General features: G+C 60.6%; 18 protein-coding genes. 5 read left to right on the top strand and 13 right to left on the bottom strand.

Features of this window, described 5'->3' with window-relative positions:
- Positions 1–179: 179 nt before the first annotated feature.
- From ACIGDJ_RS16175 to ACIGDJ_RS16135, 9 genes are all read right to left on the bottom strand, one after another.
- Positions 180–3,206, bottom strand: coding sequence for a multidrug efflux RND transporter permease subunit (locus ACIGDJ_RS16175; RefSeq protein ID WP_101162200.1), 3,027 nt, complete (start codon positions 3,204–3,206; stop codon positions 180–182).
- A 13-nt stretch (positions 3,207–3,219) separates the two neighbouring features.
- Positions 3,220–4,368 (bottom strand): efflux RND transporter periplasmic adaptor subunit, encoded by a 1,149-nt coding sequence (locus ACIGDJ_RS16170; protein ID WP_397478923.1) that lies wholly within the window; start codon positions 4,366–4,368, stop codon positions 3,220–3,222.
- Positions 4,369–4,558: 190 nt separating this feature from the next.
- A complete protein-coding gene (locus ACIGDJ_RS16165) occupies positions 4,559–5,659 on the bottom strand; it encodes a DUF1513 domain-containing protein (protein ID WP_397478922.1) in 1,101 nt (366 codons plus the stop codon).
- Between the two features lie 14 nt (positions 5,660–5,673).
- Positions 5,674–6,738: an imelysin family protein gene (locus ACIGDJ_RS16160; RefSeq protein ID WP_024014143.1), complete on the bottom strand. Its 1,065-nt coding sequence runs from the start codon at positions 6,736–6,738 to the stop codon at positions 5,674–5,676.
- A 27-nt stretch (positions 6,739–6,765) separates the two neighbouring features.
- Entirely contained in the window at positions 6,766–8,193 is a 1,428-nt protein-coding gene (locus ACIGDJ_RS16155; RefSeq protein ID WP_397478921.1) for a di-heme oxidoredictase family protein, read from the bottom strand.
- A gap of 274 nt (positions 8,194–8,467) precedes the next feature.
- The gene (locus tag ACIGDJ_RS16150; protein WP_101162208.1) at positions 8,468–9,820 is read right to left on the bottom strand and encodes an imelysin family protein; all 1,353 of its coding nucleotides are present in this window, start codon (positions 9,818–9,820) and stop codon (positions 8,468–8,470) included.
- 218 nt (positions 9,821–10,038) lie between these two features.
- Entirely contained in the window at positions 10,039–12,090 is a 2,052-nt protein-coding gene (locus ACIGDJ_RS16145) for a bifunctional diguanylate cyclase/phosphodiesterase (RefSeq protein WP_016773430.1), read from the bottom strand.
- 328 nt (positions 12,091–12,418) lie between these two features.
- A complete protein-coding gene (locus tag ACIGDJ_RS16140; RefSeq protein WP_016773431.1) occupies positions 12,419–13,015 on the bottom strand; it encodes a superoxide dismutase in 597 nt (198 codons plus the stop codon).
- Between the two features lie 176 nt (positions 13,016–13,191).
- The gene (locus ACIGDJ_RS16135; protein ID WP_101162209.1) at positions 13,192–13,794 is read right to left on the bottom strand and encodes a LysE/ArgO family amino acid transporter; all 603 of its coding nucleotides are present in this window, start codon (positions 13,792–13,794) and stop codon (positions 13,192–13,194) included.
- Positions 13,795–13,891: 97 nt separating this feature from the next.
- Between ACIGDJ_RS16135 and ACIGDJ_RS16130 the strand changes: the two genes are divergently transcribed.
- From ACIGDJ_RS16130 to ACIGDJ_RS16115, 4 genes are all read left to right on the top strand, one after another.
- Entirely contained in the window at positions 13,892–14,779 is an 888-nt protein-coding gene (locus ACIGDJ_RS16130; RefSeq protein WP_101162211.1) for a LysR family transcriptional regulator ArgP, read from the top strand.
- A gap of 99 nt (positions 14,780–14,878) precedes the next feature.
- On the top strand, positions 14,879–15,871 hold the full coding sequence (locus ACIGDJ_RS16125; RefSeq protein ID WP_397479432.1) for an NAD-dependent epimerase/dehydratase family protein: 993 nt from the start codon (positions 14,879–14,881) through the stop codon (positions 15,869–15,871).
- 116 nt (positions 15,872–15,987) lie between these two features.
- Positions 15,988–16,845, top strand: coding sequence for an ATPase (locus tag ACIGDJ_RS16120; RefSeq protein WP_101162224.1), 858 nt, complete (start codon positions 15,988–15,990; stop codon positions 16,843–16,845).
- Positions 16,846–16,972: 127 nt separating this feature from the next.
- On the top strand, positions 16,973–17,821 hold the full coding sequence (locus tag ACIGDJ_RS16115) for a cache domain-containing protein (protein WP_397479433.1): 849 nt from the start codon (positions 16,973–16,975) through the stop codon (positions 17,819–17,821).
- 85 nt (positions 17,822–17,906) lie between these two features.
- Here the strand turns inward: ACIGDJ_RS16115 and ACIGDJ_RS16110 are convergent, their stop codons facing one another.
- Complete coding sequence (locus ACIGDJ_RS16110; protein WP_397479434.1) at positions 17,907–19,424, bottom strand: MDR family MFS transporter; 1,518 nt, start codon at positions 19,422–19,424, stop codon at positions 17,907–17,909.
- Between the two features lie 78 nt (positions 19,425–19,502).
- Complete coding sequence (gene pobA, locus ACIGDJ_RS16105; protein WP_397479435.1) at positions 19,503–20,696, bottom strand: 4-hydroxybenzoate 3-monooxygenase; 1,194 nt, start codon at positions 20,694–20,696, stop codon at positions 19,503–19,505.
- A 175-nt stretch (positions 20,697–20,871) separates the two neighbouring features.
- Between pobA and ACIGDJ_RS16100 the strand changes: the two genes are divergently transcribed.
- The gene (locus ACIGDJ_RS16100; protein ID WP_397479436.1) at positions 20,872–21,762 is read left to right on the top strand and encodes a helix-turn-helix domain-containing protein; all 891 of its coding nucleotides are present in this window, start codon (positions 20,872–20,874) and stop codon (positions 21,760–21,762) included.
- 51 nt (positions 21,763–21,813) lie between these two features.
- Here ACIGDJ_RS16100 and ACIGDJ_RS16095 read toward each other — a convergent pair whose 3' ends face one another.
- Complete coding sequence (locus ACIGDJ_RS16095; RefSeq protein WP_016773438.1) at positions 21,814–21,990, bottom strand: hypothetical protein; 177 nt, start codon at positions 21,988–21,990, stop codon at positions 21,814–21,816.
- 139 nt (positions 21,991–22,129) lie between these two features.
- A complete protein-coding gene (locus ACIGDJ_RS16090; protein ID WP_397479437.1) occupies positions 22,130–23,035 on the bottom strand; it encodes a LysR family transcriptional regulator in 906 nt (301 codons plus the stop codon).
- Positions 23,036–23,058: the final 23 nt, after the last annotated feature.

The following is a 23,058-nucleotide window of genomic DNA, read 5'->3' as shown; positions in this document are numbered from 1 at the left end:
TGCGAGGCCTTTTTTTTGTTGAAATCTTGCTGGTTTGATCGTTCCCACGCAGCGCGCCGGAACGATCGAACATCCCTGTGGGAGCGGGCTTGCTCGCGAATGCTTCGTATCAGTCGACATCTTCGTCAATTGACACTCCGCATTCGCGAGCAAGCTCGCTCCCAAAGGGGCGATGTGTGTTATTTGGCATCCGGTTTCGCCATGAATGTGTAGACACATGGCAGCACGAACAAGGTGAATAACGTGCCAATCGACATCCCGGTGGCAATCACCAGGCCGATGTCGAAGCGGCTCACGGCGCCAGCACCGGTCGCCAGAATCAGCGGCACCATGCCGAACACCATTGCCGCCGTCGTCATCAGCACCGGGCGCAAGCGAATTGCCGCCGCTTCCTCCACCGCTTCACGCGCACTCAGGCCCTTGTCCTTGCGCAACTGGTTGGCGAATTCGACGATCAGGATGCCGTGCTTGCTGATCAGGCCGATCAGCGTCACCAGCCCGACCTGGGTATAAATGTTCATGCTCGACCAGCCGAGGAACAGTGGAATCAACGCCCCGCAGATCGACAGCGGCACCGTCACCAGAATCACCAGCGGATCGCGGAAGCTCTCGAACTGTGCGGCCAGCACCAGAAAGATGATCGCCAGCGCCAGCGCAAACGTGACCCACAGTGCGCTGCCTTCCTGCACGTACTGTCGCGAGGCGCCGCCGTAGTCGAAGGCAAACCCGGCTGGCGCTTCTTCCCGGGCGATCTGCAGCACGGTATCGATGGCTTCGCCCATACTCACCAGCGGGAAACCGGAAATCTTCGCCGCGTTGAGTTGCTGGAACTGGTTGAGCTGACGCGGCCGCGCACGGTCGCTGACTTTGATCAGCGTCGACAGCGGCAACAGTTCGCCTTGGGTGTTCTTCACGTAGTAATTGTTCAGCCAGTCCGGGTTGTCGCGGTAGGCCCGTTCAACCTGGGCGATGACCTTGTAGCTTCGGCCATCGATGGTGAAACGGTTGATCTCCGCCTCGCCGAGCAAGGTCGCCAGCGTGCTGCCGAGGTCGAGCATCGTCACGCCCATTTGCGCGGCCTTGTCGCGGTCGATATCCACGACGACTTCCGGCTTGTCGAACGCCAGATCGAGGTCGACGAAGGCGAACTTGCCCGAGTCCATTGCGCGTTTCTCGATCCGCTCGGCGACTTGCAACAGCAGCTCGTAATCATTGGCGGTATTGACCACGAATTCGAAGGGCAATCCTTCACCGGTGCCGGGCAGGGAAGGCAGGTTGAAACCGAAGATCTGCAGGCCGGGAATGCTCTCCAGTTTGCTTTGTACTTCGGGGAGGATTTCCATCTGCGTACGGCTGCGCTCGTTCCACGGTTTGAGCAGGAAACCGCCGATACCGGCCTGCACGCCGTTGTAGCCGTTGATCTGGAACGATGAGTAGTACTCGGGAAACTCCTTGAAGATCGTGATGAACTCGTCGGTGTAAGTGCTCAGGTAGTCCAGGTTGGTCGGCTGCGGCGCACTGGCCATCATGAAAATGATGCCCTGGTCCTCATCCGGGGCCAGTTCCGACTTGGTGAACTTGAGAAACACCGGAATCAGGCACAGCACGATCACCGCAAACACCAGCACTACCGGCCGGGTATTGAGCGTGCCGTGCAGCATGCTTTGGTAGCGGCGCTTGAGCCCGTCGAAAACCCGGTCGAGACGATGGGCCAGTCCGCTGGGATTCTCTTCATGACGCAGCAGAAACGCGCACATCATCGGCGACAGCGTCAGGGCGACGACGCCGGAAATCACCACCGCTCCCGCCAGGGTCAGCGCAAACTCCTTGAACAACGCCCCGGTCAGCCCGGTGAGGAAACCGATCGGCGCATACACCGCCGCCAGGGTGATGGTCATCGACACCACCGGCATGGCGATCTCGCGCGCGCCTTCCAGGGCTGCATCGAACGGTGTCTTGCCTTCCTCGATGTGGCGGTGGATGTTTTCCACCACGACGATCGCGTCGTCCACCACCAGACCGATGGCCAGCACCATCGCCAGCAGCGTCAGCAGGTTCATCGAGTAACCCATCATCTGCATGAAGAACATCACGCCGATCATCGACAGCGGGATGGTCACCACAGGGATCACCACCGAACGCAACGCGCCGAGGAACAGGAACACCACAACGATGACGATCAGTACCGCTTCGAACAGGGTTTTCACCACCTCATCAATCGAGGCCTGAATGAACAGCGTGGCGTCGTAGGCGATTTCGCTTTTCAGGTTCGGCGGCAGCTGCGCTTCCAGCTCCGGCATCAGCTTGCGCACTTCCTTGATTACGTCCAGCGGGTTCGCCCCCGGCGTGGCCTTGATACCGATGTATACCGACGGCGTGCCGCCGAAGGAGCTGATCGAGTCGTAGTTTTCTGCGCCCATTTCCACCCGCGCGACATCGCGCAGCAGCACGCGGCTGTCGCCGTCGACCTTGAGCGGAATCGCCGCGAAGGCTTCGGCGGACTTCAGTTCAGTATTGGCGTTGATGCTGGTGACGGTGTACTCGCCTTTGACCTCGCCGGCGGCGGAAAGGAAGTTGTACTGGCGCACCGCAGCGGTCACGTCGGCGGCGCTCAGGCCGAAGCCGGCGAGTTTCACCGGATCGAGCCACAGGCGCATGGCGAACACCTGATTGCCGAGAATTTCCGCTTCGGCCATGCCCGGCAGCGTCGCCAGTTTTGGCTGGATGACCCGCGACAGGTAATCGGTGATTTGCGGGTTGCTCAGGTCCTTGCTGAAGAAGCTGATGTACATCAGCGCCGAAGCATCGGCGGACTCCTTGCTCAGCACCGGGTCTTCAGCGTCCTGCGGCAGCTTGTTTTTCACTTCGTTGGCCTTGGCCAGCAGTTCGGTGAACAAACGGTCGGTGTTGGCGCCGATGCGCGCGTAAACCGAAATCACCGAGAAGTTCTGCCGACTGACCGAGGTCATGTAATCGATGCCTTCGGCGCTGGCCAGGCTTTGCTGCATCGGCTGGGTGATGTAGCCCTGAATGGTTTCGGCGTTGGCCCCGGGGTACGCCGTGGTCACCGTGATCAAGGCGTTTTCCATTTGCGGGTACTGGCGCAGCGGCAGCTTGCTCCAGGCCTGGAAGCCCAGCAGCACAATCAGCAGGCTGACCACGGTGGCGAGCACCGGGCGGCGGATGAACGGATCGGTAAAAGCCATGGGAATTCCTTGATCAGTCGGCGCGGGGCGGACTGTTCTGCTCGCCGAGGGTCTTGTCGTCGCTGATGGCGATGTGGGCACCGTTGTCCAGTTTGATCTGGCCCGCCGTTACCACCTGTTCGCCGCTCTGCACGCCCTTGTTGATCATCACCAGGCCATCGCGGCGTTCACCGGTCTCGACGAAACGACGCTCGGCGACGAGCAGCGGTTGGCCGTTGTCATCCTTGGCGAGGCTGCCGTCCTCGGCTTTTTTCTGCCCGACCACGTAAACCGAGTTGCCGTACAGGGTGTAGGTGATCGCGCTTTCCGGTACCACGATGTGCTTTTGCGGATCGGGCAGCAGCACTTCAAGGCTGGCGAACATGCCCGGCAACAGCTTGCCGTCGGGGTTGGCCAAGGTGGCGCGTACCAGAATATTGCGCGTAGTGCTTTCGACGATCGGGTTGATCGCGCTGATCTTGCCGGCAAAGTTCTGCCCCGGATAAGCCGCAACGGTGAACTGCACGGGCTGGCCGATGGCGAGTTTCGGCACCGCTTGTTCGGGCACGTAGAAGTCAGCGTAGAGGCTGCTCAAGTCCTGCAAGGTTGCGATTTTGGTACCGCTGGCGAGGTAGTCGCCGACGTCGACCTGGCGGATACCGATGGTGCCGCTGAACGGCGCGAGAATGCGCTTTTTCGCCAGCGAAGCATTGAGCTGATTGACCGTGGCCTTGTTCTTTTGCAGCACGGCAAAGAGGCGGTCGTACTCGCCTTTGGAAATCGCGCGGCTGTCGACCAGTTGCGCGCCACGCCCGAAATCAAGCTGCGCCAGGCCGAGATCGGCCTTCGCGGTTTCCAGCAGGGCGGCTTCCACAGCGCTGTCGAGTTGCAGCAACGGTTGCCCGGCCTTGACCTTCTGCCCGGATTCGAATTTGAGTTCAGTAACGGTGCCGGCGACTTCCAGACTCAAGTCGACGCCTTGCAGCGCCTTGAGTGTGCCGACGGTAGGCAGGCGCATCTGCCACGGCTGCTCGCCGGCCTTGGCCACAGCGACGCTGATCGGCGGCTTGGGTTTGGAAAAGCCCTGGATCATCGTGTAGATCGAAAAGGCTTTGTATCCGCCCAGCACCAGCACGAGCAGCAAAACAACACCCAACATGATCAGCATGCGGCGACGCAGCATATTTCCAGTTCCTTGGATAAATCATGAGACAGGCGGGCACATTACTCCGAGTACCGGGGGGATTCCAACTGGCAGTTATTACAGGGTGACGCAAAAGATCGTCCGATCGCGGCTCGATCCTTCGGCAGCTCCTACAGGGGATTGCATTCCAAAGTAGGAGCTGCCGAAGGCTGCGATCTTTTCAACGGCTCTAGGCCATCAGATGAAGATGGTTGTCCCAGAGCCCCGCCGGCAATTCCAGCGGTTTGGCCAGCAGCTGTTCCTGGCGACAATCGTAGTAGCGGCAGCGGCCCTGACCCGAGGTCACGACAAAGCCATCCTTCACCGCACCAACGCCAGCGCAATCTGGCAGAGGCGCATCGAGGCGCAGTTCGCCGCTGTCCAGATCCCAGATGAAGAAGCGGTTGCCACGCGGCGCCGTCAACGCGACCAGCCGCAGATCGCTGTGCACCGCGACGCTGGCGGTGTAGTGCCCCATCGCCTGCAACTGATCTTCCGCTACGGGGAACGCCACGAACGCTTGCCCGGGTCGCTTGATCGCCAACAGCTCCGAGCGCTCGTGCGACGGCCCCATGAATTGCTGACCGGCAACGATGGTGCCGTCGCTGGCGATGCCCAGGTGACGCACGCTGTTCATCTGCTGGGCGAGGGTTTCCTTGCTCAGCAACGTGCCGTCGCGCTGCATCAGCACCAGGCTCGGCTCCATGGCGTTGAGGTTCATGTCGACGCGGCTTTCCGCTTCGGTGCGAATCCCGCCGTTGGCCACGACCAGCGTCTCGCCGTCGGGCATCCACGACACCTGATGCGGGCCGAGACCGTGGGTGGAAATCTCGCCCGTGTGCACCAGCCGCTCGCCCTCGAACGTGTACACGCCGAGCAGGCCGCGACCCGGATCGGTGGTGTCGTTCTCGGAGGCGTACAGGTATTCGCCGTCCTTGTGCACCACGGCGTGGCCGTAGAAGTGCCGATTCGGCTGCGAGGTCACGGTCTGCAGTAGCTTGCCGTCGCGCAGGTCGATCAGGTAACTCTCGGTACCCGGACGCCGTGCAACGAACAGCGCCAGCGGCTGCGTCGGATGATTGATGATGTCGTGGCAACGCTGGCCGACGTGGGTGGCGAACACCCGCGTGCCGTCGAGCCGATAACCGACCGCGTAATGCTTGCCGTCAGTATCGTCGCGCGCCGACAACAGCAGCGGGCTTTGATCCTTGCGTTTGAACAGCGTCCAGCCGCCCAGCGTCACCGCTCCCAGCAGTGCACTACCTAAAGTCAGAACCTGACGTCGCAGCATGGCACTCGCCCTCATCAGTCACCGTCGTTGGCATTGAAGCCCAGTTGGATGCCCAGCGCCTTGGCCAGTTCGCCTTCATGCAGGCGATGGACGACGTTGAGGCTGTCATAGATATCGTTGAGCTGCTGGCGACCGGCGTCGTCTTCAAGCATTTCGCCGAGCGAACGCTGAGTGCTGTCGAACAGCTTCAGCGAGGCGGCATAAGCGGCGTCGATCTTGTCCGCCAGCGGTTTCTGCTCGGCCGGCAACAGACCGCGAAGGCCCTTGTTGTCGACGCCTTCCCAGACGGTTTTGGCTGCGGCAAGGCTGGCTTCCAGCGCCGTCAGCGACGACTGGCTGCGCCACGCATCCGCCTGGAACGGCTGCGGCACGCCTTTGCTCTGACGGCCCATCGGCGTGCCGAGCTTTTTCTTCAGGGTATCGAGTGCCGTCACTTGTACGCGCAGCAGATCGGCGATCGCTTCGTGGGAGTCGGCGTAGCGCTGGTTGGGGAATTTGCTCATCTGCGCGAGCATGCCATCGGTGTTGTTCCAGCCCTGCAGGATCTCTTCGGCCAGTTGCTTCTGGCGCTCGCCAATGGCGATCAGCAGCGGGCAGTACTTGGCTTTCTGCGCGTCGTTGGCGACGTCAGGCTTGGCGTCGAAGAGGATGTATTCGTAAGCCGACAGGCCTTGCACCACGACGCTGGATTTGGCCAATGCGGCGGCATCGATCTGCGGCTGGGCGACGACCAGTTGCTCGACCTGACGGCCGACGAGGTTTTTCTTGTCCGGCCAGAACTGCACTTGCCACGAACGGTTGCCCTCGGCCAGCGGACCGATCAGCAGCGGCTGCAACTCGGCCCAGGCTTTCTGCGCGTGAAGGAAGTCGGCACGGGCAGTTTCCAGGCTTTCCTTGCCCTGGCAATAGGCGAGGGCGCTGACCGCCAGTTGCCGGTCGGCTTCGACCCAGCGAGTGTAGGTCGGCAGGATCACCGATTTGGCGATCGCCGCCGAAGTGACCGCTTGCGGATCCTGCGGCGAGCAGGCGCCGAGGGCGAGCGCGGCAAGGCTGGTGAACAGTAACTTGGGACGGAACATGTCGGGCTCCCGATGCTTTTTCAGTATTTAAAGTGAGTTCAGAAACGCCAGCAACGCAGCGCGCTGCTCGGCATTGAAAGACAAAACCTGTTGCTGCGCCGCCGTCGCTTCGCCGCCATGCCAGAGCACCGCTTCGAGCAGATTGCGCGCGCGGCCGTCATGCAAAAACTGCGTGTGACCGCTGACCGCTTGCGTCAGACCAATCCCCCACAACGGCGGGGTGCGCCAGTCGCGGCCGGAGGCCTGAAATTCGGTGCGGTTATCCGCCAGGCCTTCGCCCATGTCATGCAACAGCAGATCGCTGTAAGGGCGGATCACCTGATTGGCCAATTCAGGCTCGGCAGCATTGGCCGCGGTGGTGTATTTCGGCGTGTGGCACGTCTGGCAACCGGCCCGGAAAAACAGATTCTTGCCCGCCAGCACCTGTGGGTCGTTGACCCCACGGCGCGCCGGCACCGCCAGGTTGCGGCTGTAGAACAGCACCAGACGCAGAATGTTATCGCTGACTTCCGGTTCACCGTCCGGACCATTGCCGTTCGGCGCCTGTTTGCAGGCGGTTTGCGCCTCGGTGCAGTCATCGAAGGGGCGCAGGCTGGTGGTCAGGCCCATATCGCCAGAAAAGGCGTGAACGTTTTGTTGATTGAGGTTCGGTTGCCCGGCTTTCCAGCCGAAACGGCCAATCACTGTTTTCTGCAACTCATCGTCCCAGACCCGGTTCGGCCGGCCGTTGATGCCGTTTTTCGCTTTCGCCTGGACGGCGGCGTTGGCGAGGATCGCCTCTTCAGGGATCGCTTCGAGCAGGCCCAGACCAATCATCGGCGGCGCCACCCGCGCGGAAAAACGCGTGTCCGGGTGCATCGGGCCGTAGCCGAGTTGAGTGATCTGCAGGGTCGGCTTGCGCAATTCGACCTCGGTGCCGTCCTTGAAACGCACGGGCACCGGGGTGTAGTCGACGCGCACTTTACCTTCCGGGGCGACGCCGGGGACGGCCATGTCCTGAAACTGCCCGCCATACACCGGCTCCGGCACCACGCCGAGCTGTTCGATAACCCTGGCGTAAGGCGGCGCATCGGGAATCGACAGGCGCACCAGCATCGACACCGCATTGCTTGCATCAGGTGCTGGCGGATGACCGCGACCGTCCTTGATGTGGCAGTTCTGGCAGGCGTTGGTATTGAACAGCGGGCCGAGGCCGTCGCGCGCCGTGGTGGTCGAAGGCGCAATCACCCACGGGCTGCGAAAGAAACTGTTGCCGACACTGAAATCCACGCGCCGCGAGGGGGGCAGATTGGCCGATGGCAGGGAGAAGGCGTTCTGATCGCTCTTGCGCACAGTCGCCGCACCGCCCGAACGCGCTTCCCCCGGCTCGGCTTCGGTGAAACGCGGGGCGTCATCGCAGGCACTCAGGCCCAGGGCCAGCAACAGTGCGGACAAGCGAAGCGGCAACGACGGCATCAGACATCCTGCAAACGGGCGAAAACAAAGGCGCAAAGTCTAACAGGGCGGGGGAGTTTGAATAAGAGGAATTATCGTTTGCTTGATACAGCGCAAATCTGCAGAGCGATGCAAACGCCCTGTAGGAGCTGCCGAAGGCTGCGATCTTTTGATTCTGATCTTCAAAAATCAAGATCAACAGATCGCAGCCTTCGGCAGCTCCTACAGGGGACTGTGATCATGGGGTATGAAAAAGGCGACCCGAAGGTCGCCTTTTTTAAAGCGCGCGCGCTGATCAGAACTCGTGATCGGCGTTGTCCGGGTTCAGGTCGCTGATGCCCAGTTTGCCGGCAGCGGCTTCGATCGAGCCAGTCTGCTTGACCAGTGCGGCGATGGCGTCACGAACGACCTGGTTGCCAGCGGTGTTGCCGGCGGCGATCAACTGGTCGTAGTGCTCACCCTTGTTGGCGTGATCGACCATGACCTGAATTTTCGCTTCGGTCGCGGCCAGATCGGCTTTCACCGCGGTGTCGGCGGCCGGATCGGCCTTGGCCACCAGCGACGACAGGCTGGCGCCAGTCATTTTGGTGCCATCAACGCGGGTGTACTCGCCCAGATAAACGTTACGCACGCCTTTGGCATCGTAGAAATGCGAGTAGTGGGTGTTGTCGCTGAAGCAATCCTGCTCGTCTTCAGGGGAGTTGGCTTCCAGGGAAACCTTCATGCGCTCGCCTGCCAGTTCGCCGAGAGACAGGCTGCCCATGCCGAACAGCATTTTGCGCAGACCCGACTCACCCGGCTCGGCTTCCAGCGTCGCGCGATAGTTGTCGGCCACGTTCGGCTTCCAGTTGCCAACCATTTCTTCCAGATCGCTGACCAACAGTTGGGTCACGGCTTTGAGGTAGGCACGACGACGCTCGTTGTGACCACCGGTGGCGCCGGCGCCTTCCAGGTAATCCGAGGCCGGACGGTTGCCAGCGCCTGGGCCGGTGCCGTTCAGATCCTGGCCCCAGAGCAGGAATTCGATCGCGTGGTAACCGGTGGCGACGTTGGCCTCGGAACCGCCCAGCTCGTTGAGGCTGGCAAGTTTTTCCGGGGTGATCTCTTTCACGTCGACCTTGTCTTCGCCGACCTGGACTTCGGTGTTGGCAATGATATTGGCGGTGGCGCCCGGGTTACCCAGTGCGTGCTCGTAGGATTTGTCGACGTAGTCGATCAGGCCTTCGTCCAGCGGCCAGGCGTTAACCTGACCTTCCCAGTCGTCGATGATGGTGTTGCCGAAGCGGAACACTTCGCTCTGCAGATACGGCACGCGCGCGGCGACCCAGGCAGCCTTGGCGGCTTTCAGGGTGTCGGCATTCGGCTTGGCGAGAAACGCGTCGACGGCGGTTTGCAGGGTTTTCGCGGTGGATTCGGCATCGCTGTAAACGGCGAAGACCATGTCGGCGTAGTGCGCGACCACAGCCTTGGCGGCGGCATCGTCAACTTTACCGGCAGCAGGCGCAGGTGCAGCGGCAGGAGCTGGAGCAGCGCTGCTGGAAGCCGGGGTCATCTCGGAGGCTTTTTCTTTGTCCTTGCCTTCGCCGCAACCGGCGAGGGAAATAGCGATGGCCAGCAGACTGGCGGTAGCCAGAGGCATACGAATCATGGCGAACATCCTGCTTCGGTAGTTGAGTGGACTGGCGCCGGGGGCGCGCAAAACTGCGACATAATGCAAATCTTTCGCATTATGTGTAAAGGCGTGGCTGGAAATATTTCTTATTTGCACATGAAGATCAAAAGATCGCAGCCTCGTTGCACTGTAGGAGCTGACGAGTGCAACGAGGCTTCGATCTTTTGATCTTTGAGGCTGCGATCTTTTGATCGTTAAAGAATAGCCGCGTTACTGCGTTGCGCCTGCTTGAGGTAGATGCCCAGCTCCCGCGCCGGCAGCGGTTTGCTGTAGTGGTAGCCCTGACCTTCGTGGCAACCCTCGGAAATGATGTAGGTTTCCTGCTCGGCGGTTTCCACGCCCTCGGCAATCACCTGCATGCCCAGGCTCTTGCCCAGTTGAATGATCGCGCGAACGATGGTCGCATCATCGTCGTCATCAAGCAGGTCCTGGACGAAGCTCTTGTCGATCTTGATCTTGTCCAGCGGCAGGCTTTTCAGATAACTGAGGGATGAGTAGCCGGTGCCGAAGTCGTCGATCGCTATCAGCGCACCGGAGCGGCGCAGGCTGAGCAGATGCTGGGCGGCGGTGGTGATGTCTTCCATCAGGCCGGTTTCGGTGACTTCCAGTTCCAGGCTGCGCGGTGGCAGACGGTACATCTGCAGCAGGTTGTTGACCACCCGCGGCAGCTCGGCATGGTGCAGTTGCACGGTCGACAGATTGACCGCCATGCGCAGATCGACGAAACCCTGATCGTGCCACTCGCGCAATTGCTTGCAGGCCTGATCAAGCACCCATTCGCCAATGGCGATGATCGTGCCGTTCTGTTCGGCCAGCGGAATGAACAGGTCCGGCGGCACCAGACCATGTTCCGGATGTTGCCAGCGAATCAGCGCTTCAACGCCGACCACGCGGTGATCGCGATAGCTGATCTGCGGCTGGTAGACGAGGTAGAACTGATCGCGGATCAGTGCGTCACGCAGGTCTTTTTCCAGCTCGCGACGGCGGCGCATCTCGCTGTCGACGCTGGCGATGTAGAACTGATAGCGATTGCGCGAGCGAGTCTTTGCCAGGGTCATGGTCTGCTCGGCTTTCTGCAAGAGCTTCTCGGTGCTGTCGCCGTCCTCCGGAAACAGGGTGATGCCGATGGTCGCGCGCAGGCGGATCTCCTGATCGTCGAGGGCGAAGGGCGCCTCGAGGTCATCGAGAATGCTCTGCGCCAGTTCTGCTGCTTCGTAGGGTTGTTCGATGTCGGCCTGCACCAGTGCAAACTGGTCGCCGCCGAGACGGGCGAGGGCGCCAAGACGACCGCTGTGGGCGCGCAATCGATCGGCCAGCGCCAGCAGCAACTGGTCGCCGGTCTGGTAGCTGAATTGTTCGTTGATGCCTTTGAAGTCATCGAGACCGACGCACAACACGGCGACGCGGCGCTGCAATTTGCCGGCATCGACGAGAATCTTGTCCAGTTGCTGCTGCAACTGCTGGCGGTTCGGCAGACCGGTGAGGAAGTCGTACTGGGCCATGCGCAGCAGGCTGTTTTCCGCTTCGTGGCGCAGGTGAGTGTTGCGTTCGATGGACTCTAGCAACTGGTTGGCGGTGTTGATCCACAGGCCCAGTTCGTTTTTTTCGTGGCCCTTGATCTGCGGAATCTTGTGCTCGCTGGGACGATCGGGGTTGATCTCGGTGAGGTGCTCAATGATTCGCGACAGCGGTTTGGTCAGCAGCCAGTGATAGACCAGATACAGCACCAGGCCCAACGCCAGTGCGCGTAACACCCCGGAAATGAAAATGATTACTGAGCTGACGATAAACCCTTCGCCATAGGTGGCGGTGTCGAGGGTGATGCTCAGGTCGCCGTAATACTCGCTGTAAGGGCCACGGCCGACCAGTTGCGTGGTGAAGGTGCGTTCCTGGCCGAGAATCAGGTCGGTCAGCCAACGGCTGTTGGAGTGCTGCAGTTCGCGGGATTTCTGCGCGAGCATGGCTTCGTTGGGGTGGCCGATCGAGGCCTGGCGCACGGCGTCGTCCTGAAACAACCCTTCGATCACCTGCATGCCCATTTCCCGGTCCAGGCTGTAAACCGCCTGGGTCGACGGATCGCGAAACATGTCGAGGATGCGCTCGGCGTCACCGGCCACGGCCTGGCGGGTCTTGTAGGCATCAAAGACAATCTGCGCGCAGCTCAAGACTACGCCTACGATCAATGCCGACAGGAGCACGACCCGGAGCAACTTCACCGACAAGCTGTTCTTGAGTTCCAGCTTCAAAGGGTTATTCCTTGTTCCGTGCGGGTAGCGTCAAGTTGCCATGAGTATTGGCAATCCCGGGTTGGCAGTCAAAGGGACAATCAGGCACGGGAAAATTCGCCGGTATCCTGGCCGCCATGTGGTCATTTGAGTAATAGCTCTGAATTACTGTGTCGGTTGCAATCGCCCTCAACTTGAGCACCGGGTCAAAGATTTTTTCCTATCGTGGATGGTAGTCGGCTCAAGGCTCCCGGCAAACGGCGCGAGGCTGCTTTTGGCGTGCGACAAACGCCATGCGCCGGGCATAAAAAAACCCGGCCGAGGCCGGGTTTCTTGTCTGGCGTGCAGCTTAAGCGGTGAAGGTTTTGCCTTCGAACTGCTCGGCCACAAACTTCCAGTTGACCAGGTTCCAGAACGCTTCAACGTACTTCGGACGCAGGTTGCGGTAGTCGATGTAGTAAGCGTGTTCCCAGACATCGCAGGTCAGCAGCGGGGTGTCGCCGCTGGTCAGCGGGTTGCCGGCGCCGATGGTGCTGGCCAGGGCCAGGGAACCGTCAGCCTTTTTCACCAGCCAGCCCCAGCCGGAACCGAAGGTGCCGATCGAGGTTTTGCTGAATTCTTCCTTGAACTTGTCGAACGAACCGAACGCTGCGTTGATGGCATCTGCCAGTGCGCCGGTTGGTTGACCGCCGGCGTTTGGCGCCAGGCAGTTCCAGTAGAAAGTGTGGTTCCAGACCTGAGCGGCGTTGTTGAAGATGCCGCCCGAAGAAGTCTTGACGATTTCTTCCAGGGTCTTGCCTTCAAACTCGGTGCCTGGCACCAGGTTGTTCAGGTTCACGACGTAGGTGTTGTGGTGCTTGTCGTGGTGGAACTCCAGGGTTTCCTTGGAGATGTGCGGCTGCAGGGCATCGTGTGCGTAAGGCAGCGGCGGCAATTCGAAAGCCATGATGATTCTCCTAATCAGGTCTGTTGCGGTGAGCGCAAGGCCGATCACGGGCGGCCGGAAATGCACCGGCGAGTTTTTACTCTTTGCGGCGCAGGGTTCGGATCATAGCACCGGGGTCGCGCCTTAACCACGCAACAACTGTGTGGGATAGAGGTTCCAGAGCCTTTGGCAATTATTCATCCGGCGATGATCAATTGCGCGGCAACGGCAAACATCATCATCGCGACGACCAGATCGAGGATGCGCCAGGTGCTCGGCCGGGCCAGCCACGGTGCCAGCCACGCCGCGCCAAGTGCCAGAGTGAAAAACCACAGCAGCGAGGCACTCGCCGCGCCGACCACATAAGCGCCCGGCACCGATTGCTGCGCGCCCAGCGAGCCGATCAGCAAAACCGTGTCGAGATAAACGTGCGGGTTGAGCAATGTCACCGCCAACGCGCTGAGCATCACCGCGCGCAGCGAACGCACGGTCTGGTTCTCGCTTTGTTCAAGGCTCTGCTTCGAACAGGCCCGGCGCAGCGCCTGGCTGCCGTACCAGATCAGAAAGGTCGCGCCACCCCAACGGGCAATCGCCAGAAGCGTCGGGTTCTGCGCCAGGATCGTTGCCAGCCCGAACACCCCGGCTGCGACCAGAATCGCGTCACACACCACGCACAGCGCGGCCACCGGCAGATGGTGTTCACGGCGCAAGCTTTGCGCCAAGACAAAAGCGTTCTGTGTGCCGATCGCCATGATCAGGCCGAACGCCACCAGCAGGCCGTTTACATAGCTTTGCCACATGAGAGATGTCCTTTGAAAGAGAGTGCTTGCTGGCTATTCTCGGGTGTGGCGCTGTATAAGAAAAACCAATAGTGCTGATCGCCCATTAGGAAAACTGATGTTTGACTATAAATTGCTCTCCGCGCTGGCCGCCGTGGTCGAGCAGGCCGGTTTCGACCGCGCCGCGCAGGTGCTGGGCCTGTCGCAGTCGGCCATCTCCCAGCGCATCAAATTGCTCGAGGCGCGGGTCGGCCAGCCGGTGCTGGTGCGCGAAACACCGCCATCCCCGACGGAAATCGGCCGACGCTTGCTCAACCATGTGCAGCAGGTGCGTTTGCTCGAGCGCGACCTGCAATCGGTGGTGCCGGCGCTGGATGAGGAAGGCCTGCCGGATCGCCTGCGTATCGCCTTGAACGCCGATAGCCTTGCCACCTGGTGGGCCGCGGCCGTCGGCGATTTCTGCGCCGAGCAGCATTTGTTGCTCGACCTCATCGTTGAGGACCAGACCGTCGGCCTCAAGCGCATGCGTGCCGGTGAAGTAGCCGCATGCCTGTGTGCCAGCGAGCGCCCGGTGGCCGGCGCACGCAGTGTGTTGCTCGGCGCCATGCGATATCGGGCGCTGGCCAGTCCGGCCTTCATCGCCCGGCATTTTCCCGATGGTGTGCGCGCCGAACAGCTGCCCCGCACCCCGGCGCTGGTATTTGGCCCGGACGATTTCCTTCAGCATCGCTACCTGGCGCTGTTGGGCGTCGACGGCGCGTTCGAGCACCATTTATGCCCGTCCTCCGAAGGCTTCATTCGCCTGACCGAAGCCGGTCTGGGCTGGGGCCTGGTGCCGGAACTGCAGGTGCGCGAGCAATTGCAACGCGGGGTGCTGCGCGAATTGCTGCCAGATAAACCGATCGACGTGCCGCTGTACTGGCATCATTGGCGCAATGGCGGTCAGTTGCTCAACCTGCTCACCGAGCAACTGCTGCGCTCCTCAAAACAATGGCTAGTGGCTTGAACGCAGCGACAAGCGTCAAGCTGCAAGCAGCAAGAACACGCACCGTTTCAACTTGCAGCTGAAAGCTTGTCACTCGTAGCTGCTTTTCTGGAGTTTTTGATGAAGATTTTGGTTACCGGCGCCAGTGGCTTTATTGGCGGGCGTTTTGCGCGTTTCGCCCTGGAGCAGGGCCTTGAAGTGCGGGTCAACGGTCGCCGGGCCGAGAGTGTCGAGCATCTGGTGCGCCGCGGTGCGGAGTTTGTGCCGGGCGACCTCACCGACGCCGACCTGGTGCGCGACCTGTGCCGCGACGTCGAAGCCGTGGTGCATTGCGCCGGTGCTGTCGGCGTGTGGGGGCGTTATCAGGACTTTCATCAGGGCAATGTCGAAGTCACCGAAAACGTTGTCGAAGCCTGCCTCAAGCAACGGGTGCGGCGGCTGGTGCATCTGTCGTCGCCGTCGATCTATTTCGATGGCCGCGACCATCTCGGTTTGACCGAAGAGCAGGTGCCCAAGCGCTTCGGACATCCCTATGCCGCAACCAAATACCTGGCCGAGCAGAAAGTCTTCGGTGCCCAGGAGTTTGGTCTTGAAACCATCGCGCTGCGCCCGCGCTTTGTCACCGGTGCCGGCGACATGAGCATCTTTCCGCGCCTGCTGAAGATGCAGCGCAAGGGCCGTCTGGCGATCATCGGCAACGGCTTGAACAAGGTCGACTTCACCAGCGTGCAGAATCTCAACGAAGCCATGCTCAGCAGCCTGCTGGCCCAGGGTTCTGCGCTGGGCAAGGCTTACAACATCAGCAACGGTACGCCGGTGCCGCTGTGGGACGTGGTCAACTACGTGATGCGGCGGATGGAAGTCGATCAGGTGCGCAAATACCGATCGTACGGTCTGGCCTACAGCGTTGCGGTGCTCAACGAAGGCGCCTGCAGGCTCTGGCCCGGACGTCCGGAGCCGACACTGTCGCGTCTGGGCATGCAGGTCATGAAGAAAAATTTCACCCTCGACATCAGCCGCGCCCGGCATTATCTCGACTACGATCCGAAAGTCAGTCTGTGGGCTGCACTCGATGAGTTCTGTGCGTGGTGGAAAGCCCAGGACATCCGTTGAAACGATTCGGCCGGGCGGCACTGAACCGCCTTGCGGGTTGAGGGTCAATGCCTGCGGCTGCGGCGGTTATACTTCGCAGCATTTAGCCATCACCGCGTTTGCCAAAGGTTGCCTCAATGTCCATGCGAAACGATGCCCACGACGACGATTTCGATAACGTGCCAAGCCTGCGCGCCGATCCGTTCGATGACGATGACATCGCGCCCAGTCCCCGCACCTCCGTGCATTCGCGTACCGCGCCAGTGGTCAAGGTCAAGGCTGCCAGCACCGGGCCGCTGTGGGCGCTGGTCGGCGCGTTGTTTTTCGCCTTCATCGGTCTGGCCTGGTGGAGTTTTCAGCAGATTTCGTTGATGGAACAGCAACTGGTCGCCACCCAGGAAAGCTTCGCGCGGATCAGCGAAGAAGCGGCCGGGCGCCTGCAGGATATTTCCGGCAAAGTCGTCGCCAGCCAGAGCAACGTCAGCAGCGACAGCGAAGCGCTGAAGCTGCAGATCAAGCAACTCGAAGGCAAGCTGCTCGACCAGAGCAAGCAGCAGCAAGGCGTGGCCGGGCAGGCCAGCGAGCTGGACAAGCGTCTGGCGCAGATGACCGCACAGACCATCGAACAACAGAACGCCAATACGCAATTGCAGGCACAGGTCAAAGCTTTGAGTGCCGAGCTTGCGACAATCAAAAGCACCCCAGCCGATACCAGCAAGGTCGACGCGCAGTTGAAAGCCTTCGACGCCCAGTTCAAAAGCCTGGGCGCCGATATCGCCGCGCTGAAGAAACAGGGCAATCCGAGCGCGGCGATCGATCGTCTGGAGCAGGACATCGTGGTGCTGAAAAGTCAGCAGGACAACCGCCCGGCAGCGCCTCAGGGTGGCGGCAATACCGCCGAGTTCGATGCATTCCGCGCGCAGATGACGCGCAACCTCAACACCCTGCAGGCGCAGATCCAGAATCTGCAACAACAGATCAATTCCCGCCCATAAGCTGATCGAGGCTGGCGAGCACTGCTTGCCAGCCTCGCGGCGCAACGTTCAGAAACGCTCTGAATATCTCTACATGACCGCAAGCCGTCTACGCTCTTGAAACACCAAAAAGAACGAGGGATGCGCTATGGGGTTTTTGCATAAAGTGGCCTGGCTCGGCCTGATCTTGTTGGCCAGTGTCGGCCAGGCCAGCGCCGCCACCGCTGCAAAGGACGACAGTCAGGCCGCTATCGCCTTACTGGAAAAAGCTCTGGCTTACTACCACGACAACGGCGACAAAGCCTTCGCCGCATTCAGTCGCCAGGGTGAATTTGTCGACAAGGATCGCTACGTGTTCGTCCTCGACACCAAAGGCGTCATGCTTGCCAGTGGCGGGCCGTCATCGGCACTGATCGGCCGTGATGTCAGCGAAGTACTCGGGCCGGATCTGCAAAAGGCATTCAAGGATGCGTTGAAAGTGCCGGAAGGCAACGGCATTCAGCAGGCCGAATACCGCTGGCAGAACTGGGCCGACGGCAAGGTCGAGCGCAAGCATGTGTTCTATCAGCGCGTCGGGCAGCGAATTCTTGCGGTGGGTTACTACTTGCCACGCGCTTCGGCAGAACAAGCCAAAGCGCTACTGGATAAGGCCGCGACGGATCTGACCAAGGACGAGAAGGGCACGCTGACCGCGATCAACTCGCTCAAGGGCGGTTATCTGCAGGATGACCTGTATGTGTTCGTGGTCGATCTGGACAACCAGCGCTACGTCGCCCACGGCACCAATCTGCGTTTGATCAACACCGATTTCGGCAAGGTCAAGGACCCTGAAGGAAAACCCGTGGGCGAGCCGATTCTGGCGCTGATCGGCAAGCAGGATGAAGGCGAATACGAATACCGCTGGAAAAACCCCGTGACCGGCAAGATCGAGGACAAGCATGCCTACCTTAAAAAGGTCGGACACTTCCTCGTCGCGGTGGGTTACTACAGCCCTTGAAGATCAAAAGATCGCAGCCCTCGGCAGCCCCTACATGGGAAAGCGTTCTTCTGTAGGCGCTGCCGAAGGCTGCGATCTTTTGCCGTCAGCGGGCGCCGTGCTCCCGCCCGCGCAACAGGTTGTTCGGCATGGCAATCGCCGCTGCCAGCCCCAGCAGCGACACCGCCGTGCTGACCCAGAGCAAGTGGCGGAAGGTCACCAGCAGCTCCGCGCGCAAGGCGTGCTGTGCATCGCCCGGCGCGGCGTTCAGGCCATCGAGCAGGACGTTGCCCGAATGGCCTTCGCTGATCAGCGCACTGTTCGCCAGGTGGGCGACACTGGAGTCGTGCAGCAATGCCAGCAACAGCGCCGACATCAACGCTACGCCCACCGCACCGCCCAAGGAGCGGAACAGGTTGGTGGTGCTGGTGGCGACGCCGATATCGCGTTGTTCCACCGAGTTTTGCGTGCCGACCAGCGAGGTGGGGAACTGCATGCCGCCGGCTATACCGCTGAGCAGCATGAACAAACCGCTGAGCAGCGTTGCTTGTGGCGGACTGAAGGCCATGCCGAGAATCGAGATCGGCATGAGGATCGCGCCGGTAAGGATCTGCGGTTTGTAGCGCCCAGTGATTGAGGTGCGGCGGCCGGCGAAATAGGCGCCGATCGGCAAGCCCATCGCCAGTGGCAGCAAGTGCAACGCCGCGCTGTCGGCGCCAGCGCCGGTAACGCTTTGAAAGCGCAGCGGCATCAGCACGATCAGCGAGATGGCCTGGAAACTGGTGAAGAAAATCGTGCACCAGCACAGCAGCGCATTACGGTTGGCGAACAGGTGCATCGGCAGCAACGGCTCGCGCGCCCGGCGCTCATGCCAGACAAACAGCGCCAATACGATCACGGCGCAGGCGAACAGGCCGAGCACTTCGCGGCTGCGCCATGTATGACCCTGGCCGACTTCTGTGATGCCGAGCAACAAGGTCGTGAGGCCGATGATCATCAGCACCGTGCCGAGGTAATCGATCACCGGTTTGCGCTGCGGAATCGGCAAGCCGCGCAGATTGCGGCGCGCCACCCACCAGGCGCCGAGGCCCAATGGCAGGTTGATCAGAAACACCCAGCGCCACGACAGGTATTCGGTCATGTAGCCGCCAAGCACCGGCCCCGCGACACTGGCCACGGCGTACATGCTGCTGAAGTAACCCTGATAGCGCCCGCGCTCACGCGGCGGGACAATGTCGCCGATGATCGCCTGACTCACCGAGATCATGCCACCGGCGCCGATGCCCTGAAGGATCCGTGCCAGCACCAGTTGTTCCATGCTCTGCGCCATGCCGCAGAACAACGAGGCGAGGGTGAACAGGCCCATGCCGAACAGCATCAGTTTGCGCCGCCCGTACAGGTCGCCGAGCTTGCCGTAGATCGGCACCGCCACGGTCATCGCCACCATGTAACCGGAAATCACCCAGGCCAGCAGGCTGACGTCCTTGAATTGCGCGGAGATCGCCGGCATCGACACGGCGACGATGGTCTGGTCCAGCGCACCGAGGAAGATCGCCATCATCAAGGCGACCAGCACGCTGCGAATGGCCGGTTTGGGCGTTTCAGGCTGATTGAGAGGGGTCACGGAAAACCTGCGGGCAGTGATTGACCCGCATGGACAAGGCGAGCGGGTAAGTGCTCGCCAGTGTAAGTCGATAGCAGGCTATTCGATAGCCTCGTACGGAAGCCCGACGTAATTTTCTGCAATGGTTTTTTGCCCAGCCTCGGAGCTGACGAAGTAGTCCAGCTCAGAAGCGCTGATGCGCTGGCTGAATTCATCGTGTTCGTCGAAACGATGCAGCATCGAAGTCATCCACCAGGAAAACCGTTCGGCTTTCCATACTCGGCGCAGGCAGATCTCAGAGTATTTTTCCAGCAGATCAGTACGATTTTCGCGATAGACCTTCAGCAGAATATTGAACAACGTGCTGACATCGCTGCCGGCCAGGTTCAAGCCCTTGGCGCCAGTAGGCGGGACAATGTGCGCTGCGTCGCCGACGAGGAACATGCGCCCGTATTGCATTGGCTCGACGACAAAACTGCGCAGCGGCGCGATGCTTTTTTCGATCGAAGGACCGGTCACCAGTTTTTCCGCGAGGGCGTCCGGCAGGCGTTTTTTCAGCTCATCCCAGAAACGCTGGTCGCTCCAGTCGTCGGCGTTTTCATCCGCCGGCACTTGCAGGTAATAGCGCGTTCGGGTGGCCGAACGCATGCTGCACAAAGCGAAGCCGCGCTCGTGGCGGGCGTAGACCAATTCGTCGTGGACCGGCGGTGTGTCGGCGAGAATGCCCAACCAGCCGAACGGATAAACCCGCTCGAAAATCTTCAGACAATCGGCCGGAATCGACTGGCGGGCGACGCCATGGAAACCATCGCAACCGGCGATGTAATCGCAATCGACGCGCCAGCTTTCGCCGTCCTTTTCGAACGTGACGAAGGCTTCGTCGCTTTTCATACCGTGGGGAACGACATTGCTCGCCTGATAAATCGTCGGCGCGCCAGCCTCCCGACGAGCGGCCATCAGGTCGCGGGTGACTTCGGTCTGGCCGTAGACCATTACTGTTTTGCCGCCGGTCAGCGCGTGCAGGTCGATGTGCACCTGACGCCCGTCCAGCGCCAGATCGAAGCCGCCATGAACCAGACCTTCGGCATCCATTCGCTCACCGACGCCGGCCTGACGCAGCAGCTCTACCATGCCTTGTTCAAGCACGCCGGCCCGAATGCGCCCGAGAATATAATCAGGAGTCTGGCGTTCGAGGATGAGGGTGTCGATGCCAGCGTTGTGCAGCAACTGGCCGAGGAGCAGTCCGGAAGGACCGGCGCCAATAATGGCGACTTGGGTTTTCAGGGTTTTCATTGTTTTTATGACTCGCAAGCATCACGCAGCAATCGCCGGTGACTGATTTTATGGATCGAGTGCTTGCATTTTTCCCTTGCGGGTCTGTCAATTGAAGGTGAAAACTGAGCCGATACCTGTACATTCTGCCAATCGGTGCGATTATCGCCCAAAACCCGAGGCCTGGATTGAAGTGATGAACAAGCCTGCCCTGCCTTCGATTCCGGTGTTCAAGCTCTATGGCGAAAGCCTGGACTGGCCGACCCCGGACTTGCTGCACTGTGAAACCATCTCCTCGCGCAGTCGCGAACACCAGTGGGAAATCAAACCTCACCGCCACGCGGATCTGTGCCAGTTGCTGTTCGTTTTCAAAGGTCAGGCAGCGCTTGAAATCGAAGGGCAGCGTACGCAACTCCAGACGCCAGCGATTCAGGTGCTGCCACCTTTATCGGTGCATGGGTTTCGTTTTTCCGAGGATGTTGAAGGCTTCATCGTCACCTTGGCCACGCCGCTGATCAACCATTTGCAGGCGCAATTGGGCGATTCGGTACACGCGTTGGCTCGGGTGGAAAACTACCCGGCCGGCAAGGATGGCGATTATCTCAACAGTCTGTTTTCAGCGTTGCAGGCCGAGTACAACGGCCATCAACCGGCGCGGGAAATGCTCATGCATTCGCTGGTCAGCGTGATCATGGTCTGGGTCAGTCGCCAGGCGATCGTCCGTCACAAGGCCAGTCAACGGCCGCAACGCCAGCGCGAATACCTCAACGGCTTCATTCAGTTGGTGGAAGAGACTTACCGCCAGCACGTCAAGGTCGAAGACCTCGCCCATCGCCTTGGCATCTCCGTGTCGCACCTCAACGGCACCTGCCGTGAACTGGCCGGGCAACCGGCGTTGCAGATCATGCACGAGCGCCAGTTGCTGGAAGCCAAGCGCCTCCTGACCTACACCAGCATGACAATTTACGAGATGTCGGAGTTGTTGGGCTTTTCCGATCCGACCAACTTCACGCGGCTGTTCCGCCGCCGGGTGGGGATTTCGCCGAAGGCATTCCGCGACCGCTTGAAGGCCGAGCAACAACCTTAATATCACCACCAAATATCTGTGGGAGCGAGCTTGCATTCCAGTTCAGGTCTATCAGCGCAATGCGTTCAGCGTGGCATTGTGCGGAATACACCGCTCATAGTTGCAACTCGCATACTCGCGCGGCAGCTGACGCAACTGCTCGACCCGCCAGGCAGCGGTGCCGTACAGCGCCAGCGTGGCGGCGCAGGTAATGAAGATGGCGGCGTATCTTTTTGTTTTGATGTTCATGGTGTTCGACCTCTGAACGTCTACCTTGCGGTATTACCTTGAGCATAGAACAAGATCAAAAGATCGCAGCCTTCGGCAACTCCTACAGGGGAAACGCATCCCAAATGAAGGAGCTGCCGAAGGCTGCGATCTTTTGACTTTACAGTCCCACATCCCACGCGGGGTTCTCCGGGAAACGCTGCACCAGAAAGTCGAGCATGCTGCGCAGTGCCGCCGGCATGTGTTTGCGCGAGGCGTACACCGCGTACATATTCATCTGTCGCGGCTCGGCATGCGGCAGCAAACGCAGCAGTTCGCCGTTGTGAATATGCACCCCGGCCTGGTAGGTCGGCAGCATCGCTATCCCTGCGCCGGCCAGGGTTGCACGCAGTAAGGTGCTGGCTTCGTTGGCGCTGATATTGCCCTGCACCGGCACCGAAACCGGTTCGCCATCCTCCTCGAAATGCCACAGGCTCTTGCCGAAATAGGAGTGGGTCAGGCAGTTGTGCCGGCTCAAATCTTCAACTGTTCGCGGCGCCGGTTGCTCAAGCAGATAAGCCGGCGCGGCGCAGACCACCGAACGGCACACGGTCAGGCGCCGGGCGATCAGATTCGGATCGAGATCGTTGCTGGTGCGAATCGCCAGATCGATGCGTTCATCGACCAGATTCACCGTGCGGTCGAGCATCTGCAGATCGATACTCACGCCGGGGTAAAGCCTGACGTACGCCGCGACCGCATCGGCCAGTTGTGCCTGGCCAAACGAAGTGCTGACACTGATCCGCAGCAGGCCACGCGGCGCGTCATCGGGTTCGCTCACGGCGGCCTGCATGTCGTGCGACAGGTCGATCATCTGCCGACAGCGCGGGAGGATTTCACTGCCGGCAGCGGTCAGGCTCAATTTGCGCGTGGTGCGGTGCATCAGCCGCGCGCCGACCCAGTCTTCCAGCTCCGCCAGATAGCGCGACACCACCGGCCGCGACAGGTCGAGGTGATCGGCCGCCGCCGATTGGCTGCCCAGATCCACCACGGTGACGAATACCCGCATTGCTTGAAGCCGATCCATGATTTGCCCGCTTTCAGAAACAA

It is taken from the genome of Pseudomonas sp. NPDC079367 (assembly GCF_044542195.1).
Lineage (GTDB): Bacteria > Pseudomonadota > Gammaproteobacteria > Pseudomonadales > Pseudomonadaceae > Aquipseudomonas.
Note: the sequence above shows the minus strand (reverse complement) of the source record. Positions and strands in the feature narration are given on the sequence as shown.